General features: G+C 38.9%; 8 protein-coding genes. 3 read left to right on the top strand and 5 right to left on the bottom strand.

The window, feature by feature from the left end; genetic code table 11:
• Nucleotides 1–113 precede the first annotated feature (113 nt).
• From L4C32_RS19830 to L4C32_RS19840, 3 genes are all read left to right on the top strand, one after another.
• Nucleotides 114–1241: an HNH endonuclease gene (locus tag L4C32_RS19830; RefSeq protein ID WP_428198624.1), complete on the top strand. Its 1128-nt coding sequence runs from the start codon at nt 114–116 to the stop codon at nt 1239–1241.
• Between the two features lie 203 nt (nt 1242–1444).
• Nucleotides 1445–1738 (top strand): MbcA/ParS/Xre antitoxin family protein, encoded by a 294-nt coding sequence (locus tag L4C32_RS19835; protein WP_428198625.1) that lies wholly within the window; start codon nt 1445–1447, stop codon nt 1736–1738.
• The gene (locus tag L4C32_RS19840) at nt 1735–2067 is read left to right on the top strand and encodes a hypothetical protein (RefSeq protein WP_428198626.1); all 333 of its coding nucleotides are present in this window, start codon (nt 1735–1737) and stop codon (nt 2065–2067) included. The genes L4C32_RS19835 and L4C32_RS19840 overlap by 4 nt, the downstream gene beginning before the upstream one ends.
• Before the next feature lie 95 nt (nt 2068–2162).
• Here the strand turns inward: L4C32_RS19840 and L4C32_RS19845 are convergent, their stop codons facing one another.
• The 5 genes from L4C32_RS19845 to L4C32_RS19865 all read right to left on the bottom strand — a co-directional run bounded on the left by L4C32_RS19845 (nt 2163) and on the right by L4C32_RS19865 (nt 6948).
• The gene (locus L4C32_RS19845; protein ID WP_428198627.1) at nt 2163–3008 is read right to left on the bottom strand and encodes a nucleotidyl transferase AbiEii/AbiGii toxin family protein; all 846 of its coding nucleotides are present in this window, start codon (nt 3006–3008) and stop codon (nt 2163–2165) included.
• Nucleotides 2983–4032 (bottom strand): type IV toxin-antitoxin system AbiEi family antitoxin, encoded by a 1050-nt coding sequence (locus L4C32_RS19850; protein ID WP_428198628.1) that lies wholly within the window; start codon nt 4030–4032, stop codon nt 2983–2985. Before L4C32_RS19850 ends, L4C32_RS19845 begins: the two co-directional genes overlap by 26 nt.
• A gap of 763 nt (nt 4033–4795) precedes the next feature.
• A complete protein-coding gene (locus L4C32_RS19855) occupies nt 4796–5290 on the bottom strand; it encodes a helix-turn-helix transcriptional regulator (protein WP_428198629.1) in 495 nt (164 codons plus the stop codon).
• A 58-nt stretch (nt 5291–5348) separates the two neighbouring features.
• The gene (locus L4C32_RS19860; RefSeq protein ID WP_372311333.1) at nt 5349–6665 is read right to left on the bottom strand and encodes a HipA domain-containing protein; all 1317 of its coding nucleotides are present in this window, start codon (nt 6663–6665) and stop codon (nt 5349–5351) included.
• Nucleotides 6646–6948, bottom strand: a complete 303-nt coding sequence (locus L4C32_RS19865) for a helix-turn-helix domain-containing protein (RefSeq protein WP_372311334.1) — start codon at nt 6946–6948, stop codon at nt 6646–6648. The genes L4C32_RS19860 and L4C32_RS19865 overlap by 20 nt, the downstream gene beginning before the upstream one ends.
• Between the last annotated feature and the right edge of the window lie 82 nt (nt 6949–7030).

Below are 7030 nucleotides of genomic sequence, written 5' to 3' on the forward strand. Positions count from 1 at the left end.
TAATAAAAACCTAGATTTAATCAAGGTATTAACTTAACAATCAGCGTAAACTCCATCGCATAAATTATTTTATAAATACTTATATAAGATCTGCTGTGTGATTGGAGCCGTTGATGTCACTTGATTTTTATGTAGAGAAGTTCCAGTCGTTAAGAACAGATAGCCAGCAAGGGCGTAATCGACCTCATAAAGTCTGTTTGCTACTGACTGTAATGGATCTGATTGAAGCGGGTCATATCTTTGAAAACAAAATCTACTTCAATCAGCACTTAAAAAAGCGCTTTACTGAGATCTTTGAGCCACTTCAAGGTGGTAACGATAAGAACACGCCTGAAAACCCATTCTTTCATCTTAAAAGCGAAGGCTTTTGGCATCTAGTTCCCAATGAAGGTTATCAAGTTGAAGCATTAAAAGGGTATTCGAATAAAGAGGTATCGCACGCCTATCTGGATGCTGAGTTATATGACTTTCTCAAAAGCCCAATTGTCCGTGGTGATTTAAAAGCAGCTTTAACTCAGAACTTAACCAACTTACCAGAGCTATATGTGAAGTGGGCTATCGGCTTAGGTAAGTCTGAAAAGACGGTTAAAAACTACATAAGTGCGCTGCGTGGTTCAATCTCAAACTGGATGATAGAAGCTCATTTAATCGAACAGCCGCTAACCGACATTCGCTCTTTTCATGAATATAAAATCCGCACCGCACAAGTGGAGACACTTCAAGAGTACAAGGATTACAACAAGCGTGGAAAGGGCATGTACAGCGCCGCGATCAAATCCTATGGCACCTTTCTCGCCGACGTAGGCCAAGTCGATATCAGAGCCGATGTGCAAACCATCTTGGATGACAGGAAACTGACTAGCACTGAAAAATCCATCATGGTGAACACCCGAATGGGGCAAGGTCGATTCAGGAAAGATCTAGTGAAACAGTGGGGTGGCTGTGCATTGACAGGTTATCAGCAACCTCAAATGCTGGTGGCATCGCACATCAAGCCGTGGCGAGAATCGAATAATATTGAACGATTGGACAGCTTTAACGGGCTGCTACTGCTTGCCAATATTGATAAAGCGTTCGATTTAGGATTTATCTCGTTTAAAAACGATGGGAAAATTCTAATATCACAAGCACTAGAGTCACCCGATGTGCTCGGCATACATGAAGAGATGTCGTTCAACATACACCATAAACACACGCCATATTTAGACTTCCACCGCAGTGTACTGTTTGCTGGGGTGTGAAAATTTCACCTCTAGACCTACCATGATCTTTTTGCCTACGGTAACCCCAAAGCCTATTTAAATTCTTTTCATCAAGTTGCATAGACTTACATTTTTCTCAACGCCTATTTGCTTATCTTCAATAAACCACTTACAAAAACTCCCAAGTTGGACTGTATTGATAAATATGATCCATAAAGGATGGTGATGATGACCCTGGCAAAATGAGTGAATACGACCCTAAAGATCTAGCAATGGTTGGATTTAAAGCGAACCCAGAGAAAACCAAGTTAAGTGATGATCAGCTTGAACGTGTTAGTTACTTACTGAACATGCACCAAGCACTGCGCATTGTTTTCAGTAACAATGAAAATGTAAGTGGTTTTATGTCCATGAAAAACAGTAACGACTACTTTGCAGGCCGCACACCGCTTGAAATCATCAACTCAGGCAAGTTCAGTGATTTGTATGAAGTCGCAAAACGTGTTGATGCGTTACGAGGTGGTCTGTGGGGGTGAATGACAAGCAAGACACTTTGGTCGGACACTGCCTGATAAACACCAAATATCCGCCAATCGCTCTGTTTGATGATGTAGCAAGCCCTGAAGAGTTTGACATGCTTTATGCCATTCAATCCCTGACCAACCCACGAATACTTGATGAGGTTGGGGACATCTCTCTACTTGACCACTCAGACATTCCTTTTCATTGCGAGCGTGGTAGAAGTTATGCCGTTGCCCCATTCACACACATCAACCGTCCCCCGTGTATGTTGTCGATTCAAATGATGCTGAAATCCTGGATCCTGATGACTACTCGGCTTCGCAGCAATTGGTTCGTCACTTAAAGAGAGAGGGCTATCAAGCGGTTGAATACTCATCAGCACATGGCTGATTTGTCGGGGAGTTAAGGTGCGGCTTCAATCTATATCCATCATGCTTCTTAAAATCCTTCTGCAAGTAGCTTAAGAAAGATCGAAACCTCTGCATTTGTGAACTTAGAGTCACTCTTCATCTCTCTGCTAAGAACGTCCATCACTGCTTCTTTTTTAAATAGTTCATTTTGTAGAAACACTTTAGTTGGTTCTGAGGCTATAGCTGCGATATCAGCCCCAAGCTTGCAAGCACTGGCTTTTAGTTCATCATATTCTTGCGCATCCATGAAACCATCATCGTAGAGAGCATCAAAGACAAAAGGGATCTTACTATATGAATTGATAAGATATAGGAGATCTGTCGCATCTTTTTTTCGTTTATCGCTTTCTCTGTCTAGCCAAGCCACCAACTTTAAGAGTGCTAGGCCAGCAGGAGCGCAAACAGGCAAAACTAGCTCTGGCTCTTCTTGCACTAGAACTTGCCACGAATTGTCTAACGCTTCTTGGAACCCTGACACATTCATCACAAAGTCACCTTTCGGAGGCCAAGAGATGTTGTTTTCATCGGCGATCTCTCCAAATGGAACGATGTCTAGCTCCCAAGGCATACCGTCACTACATTCTCTATGAAAACGATGGCTTACCTGTTTATCTTGGGTGAAGTCTACGTCAATCAAATTTGTAGCTAGGTTATGAAACTGATCCCAAGACTCCACGCAGATACCAAAGTCAACATCTCTAGTACCTCGTTCGATTTTCGCGTCAAATCCATGAACGAGTACGAGGTCGCGAGCCATTGCTCCAACAATCATATAAGGGATAGCTAGTTTTTGAGCCTCATTGTTCACATCAAAGTAGAGTTCAGTAAGACCTTTAGGGAACTTCTTGTTAATAGTGATGTAAGTATTGGTCATATAGCTTATCTGCAACCTCAAGGTTTCTTACATTATCTGACGCTAATAGTTCAGCATAAACAATTAAAGGGTTAACTAAATTTTCTAGAGGGCCTTTAAAAAAATCTAATTCTGTAAACGGCTCTACCAACTCTATTTGTACAGAGGAGTGTTCATCTTCACGAATCCGTTTTAAACGCCCGTGCCGTAAAAATTGTTGGTGATTTTCTTTGGAGATGTATACACGTGCTTTGTTTGAATTTAAAAAGTGGGTGTATCGATCGGCTGCTGCATCCCCACCAAGCAATGCGTTGCATTGTTCTAACAATTTGTCACTATACCAATCGATATTGCTTGTCGTGTATTTGATTGTAGGGGGGCTTTTTCTTAACAGATAGCCATACTCTTTTGCCCACTTCTGCATAAGAGTTTTTCCTTTCAGAAGCGTTTTTTTGTCCTTGTCAATGTAACCCTGATTGTTTAAATCAAGCATGACATCCCCTATTGTACCAAGGGAGACATTTGAGGTTTTTGCTAATTCTCGATAAGACCACGTGATAGCTTTAGGATTACTTAGTAATACATATGTGACCTGTAAGCCTTTCTTTCCAAATGCTTTTCCTAGGGCTTGTTTTTCTTTCGGTATGCTATGAGTTTTCGGTTTGTTACCTTTGACAAAAATAAAGAATTTGTCTTGGTGAAGATACGCATTTCCACAGTGATCGATAAATTGTATTTGGGCATCCTTTAACCGTTCAGCTAAAGCTGGATTTATATAGCTTGTCAGAAAAACGTACTGGGAAGGCGACTGATAGTGATTTCTATAATTTGCTATCTGTACTACTGTTAAAGGTGTTTTTTTATCCACACAATGGATGAATAAAGGCAACTCTGCAAACTGATAGTTAACTATTCCAGCAATACCATGCTCTGCGCTATGGAGGATCTCCAAGCTTTGAACTGGAATGTAGTATTCCTCACGCAGTCGTGAGTATGCATCTTCAAGAAGCTCATTTTCAGTGAAGTGAGGTGTGTGACTGTTCATCCTTTTGCTCCCGACTATTACATATAGTTCGTATAAGATATCACGCGTTCATTTTTATCGCACGTACACTTTAAATGAACACGCAGAAAAAATGAACGCGGTTATTCATTTTTATATAGTGTTCATTTAAAATGTACAGGGGAATTTATSAACAAACGTTCAATTTTAACCGTCTGTGGCAAAGTACGCGACTTGTTAACTTGAGAACAGAAACCAATCAGATAGATGCACTTCAGCAGCTTTCGTCTGAGTTTAGTTAGGTATATAAAGGTTTGTTTTGACCCACCATGATCTTTTTGCCTATGGTAAGCCCAAAGCCTACTCAGTACTTTTAACTAGCAGAAAACAAAAAGGCCCAACTTCAATGAAGTTGGGCCTTTCCAAACGTTTGGTGGAGCTGGGGGGATTTGGGCATATGTCTCATCCCATACCAGCAAAGCTCTTGGAGTATTAACTCTAATTTTATGTTACTTAGCATGTTACATAAAAATCCTGCTTAAAAGGGAACTGAACAGCCGTCCTTTATGTATTCTGGTTCGATTTTAAAGGCTTTATATTTCAAAATATTCTAAGTGATTCATGTCAGAGGAAGCTTTTATACGTGATTGATAAAAGCAGTGCATGGCATTATCAAAAACTAATCTAATGTAACCAGAACTACTCACATTATCTATTTCTAGTTGTTAATGTAACAGAAGTTACTCATAACTTTCTTTCTTGAATAGTGATATCAAAACGTTGAGTTTTACTTCTACTTTAACGTTTACTCGTCATGACAGTTAAGTGCGGAATTTAGTAGGTTAGTCGATATTGGTACTAGCCCTACTTTTAGTCCAAATGGCTTGAATACTTTATCGAGAATATCAGTTTTGAAAGTACCTCGATCATTCTCAATCTCAGATATAGTTTTTCTGGAAACCCCAACCATTTTGGCAAAGGTATCTTGTTTGACACCTAACACGTTTATCCTAAGCTCCTTGAGAGCTAGTCCTTGTGTTAGTTCATTCATAAGCAACGATTTAATCACTCTATTTATTTTATACTTTCTTTCTGATACAGATATTGGTTGTGCATTTTTAGGCGTACGCTTCGCCACTTTTTCAACCTGTTCAACCGATGTTTGTACATGAGCTTTTTGTATTGAAATGGATTTACTTAAGCGCTCCTTGTTTAAACGAAGTCGAGATATGGCGTCATAGACTGATTCTGATGAATTATTTAGGTATTGTTTACTTAAATTATCTGTGTTCGTACTCATATCAGTCCCCACTTTTAAGTTCGCGGTCTCAAGGTTTAACAAACAAGTAGTTGTGTACTTATAACTCTATTTCAGGGATAACATCAGATTCTTCAAGAAAGTGTTCACATCTAGCCATAACGACTTTACGGTAACGTTTTAAGTATGATTTCTGTGGTTCTTGTGTTACTTCGGCAAGAGATATCGCCTCATCAATTTTTCCAGTAATGTCTTTAGCGATTTTCTTTAAATTATTTTGAAGTATCTTTTTTGAAATACCACAGTCATCTGCAAAGTCGACTAGTTGGTATGCGTTGATAGCATCAGAGTCGAATTCTTCTCCCATTGCCATGGCTAGATCTTGCTCAAACTCAGGGTACATTCTAACATTTACTAAGTCATAATAAGGAGTTGGCGTTAATCCTAACTTACTAACAAAGAAACTGAAGTTTTTTCCATGTGCATCTGCGTTATAAATACAAAGGTTATATAAGGTCCATTTTAACATTGCAATTTTTGCTGCTATTGGGTTCTCGCAATGATCTGCTATAGCAAATAATCGAGCAAAACTTACCCCATCACGTATATGACGGACGTCTCTCTGTTTACCTAAGTTTCGTTCATATTTTCTATCTACACCTAAGTTACAAGCTTGACACGCATCGATCATGTGTCTTCGTCCTACACTTGTAGTGTCAAATAGTTTTCTATCGAACCTTTCAACAAGAAGAGCAGGGAATTGGTCGAAATATTTGAGTTCTACTTCAGCTACATCCAGCCCAATTAGCTTGGCTAATTTCATTGTAACGAACTCATTGAGGACTAAGTGCTGTTGATCATTTTTCTCGAATTTGATTATGTGAGTAGAGCATAGTTCACCCTCTCCAAAGCCTAACTGACCTTCGATTGATAATACGTTAAGTTTAGACTGTACACCTGCAACTGATAACCTCGGTTTACCTTCCCAAACTTCTAAAAAATGTAGTTTAGGATCAGATAGTCTTAATATTAAATCGTGATTGCTGATAGGGTTAAATTCGGTCTCTTGATTTTCATTTAGAGTTCCTTCTGGCAAAAACATCATTGCACCAGATGTGTCTTTTCCTATTCCCCCTATTTGTGCAAAAACATTTAATCTTGATACTCCCAGGTGGTCGATTAGATGATCTAGCCCTTGGTTTTCAGGTAGTAAATTTTGCAAAAACTTTCTGATGTTATTCGAAGGGATATCAGAATTAAATGGGAGGTGTGGTGATATGGGAAATCCATTTTCTACCCACTCTTGTTCGTAGGTTATTGATAGGTGGTCACTATCTTTACTAAGTTGTAGTTTACCTATTATTTTTTTGCTATAGGCAATATCAAGAGTGTATTGGTCAGACCCAAATGTCATCATCTTTCCCCTGTGATGGTTCTATTATGTTGTTATCTTGCCATGGTTGAATTGTTATTTTTATTCCTAATGCCGAGATCACTTTCATTAATGAAGCTACTTGAATGTCTGGGCTTCCATGTTCTATTTTTATGTATGTCTGCTTTGAGATACCAGATAGTAAGGCAGCATCGGACTGAGTAATGTTACTTTGAGTTCTTTTTGCTTTGATGACTTCTCCGAGTAATGACGGTGTAAATGCTCTACTTAAATCTGGTGATTTAGTTGCTTTTACTTTCTTAGCCATAAAAACCTCTGTGTAATGATTTTCTATATAAAAGTCTATCTAAATGAACTTTATAATAGTTCTATCTAGAAATCTTCTAAAA

The sequence above is a fragment of the Aliivibrio kagoshimensis genome (assembly GCF_050337105.1).
Classification (GTDB): Bacteria; Pseudomonadota; Gammaproteobacteria; order Enterobacterales; family Vibrionaceae; genus Aliivibrio_A; species Aliivibrio_A kagoshimensis.

Coding starts and splice junctions, on each gene's coding strand:
- L4C32_RS19855 (WP_428198629.1), bottom strand. CDS start 5,290: ATGAGTACGAACACAGATAATTTAAGTAAACAATACCTAAATAATTCA.
- L4C32_RS19845 (WP_428198627.1), bottom strand. CDS start 3,008: ATGACCAATACTTACATCACTATTAACAAGAAGTTCCCTAAAGGTCTT.
- L4C32_RS19860 (WP_372311333.1), bottom strand. CDS start 6,665: ATGATGACATTTGGGTCTGACCAATACACTCTTGATATTGCCTATAGC.
- L4C32_RS19830 (WP_428198624.1), top strand. CDS start 114: ATGTCACTTGATTTTTATGTAGAGAAGTTCCAGTCGTTAAGAACAGAT.
- L4C32_RS19850 (WP_428198628.1), bottom strand. CDS start 4,032: ATGAACAGTCACACACCTCACTTCACTGAAAATGAGCTTCTTGAAGAT.
- L4C32_RS19865 (WP_372311334.1), bottom strand. CDS start 6,948: ATGGCTAAGAAAGTAAAAGCAACTAAATCACCAGATTTAAGTAGAGCA.
- L4C32_RS19835 (WP_428198625.1), top strand. CDS start 1,445: ATGAGTGAATACGACCCTAAAGATCTAGCAATGGTTGGATTTAAAGCG.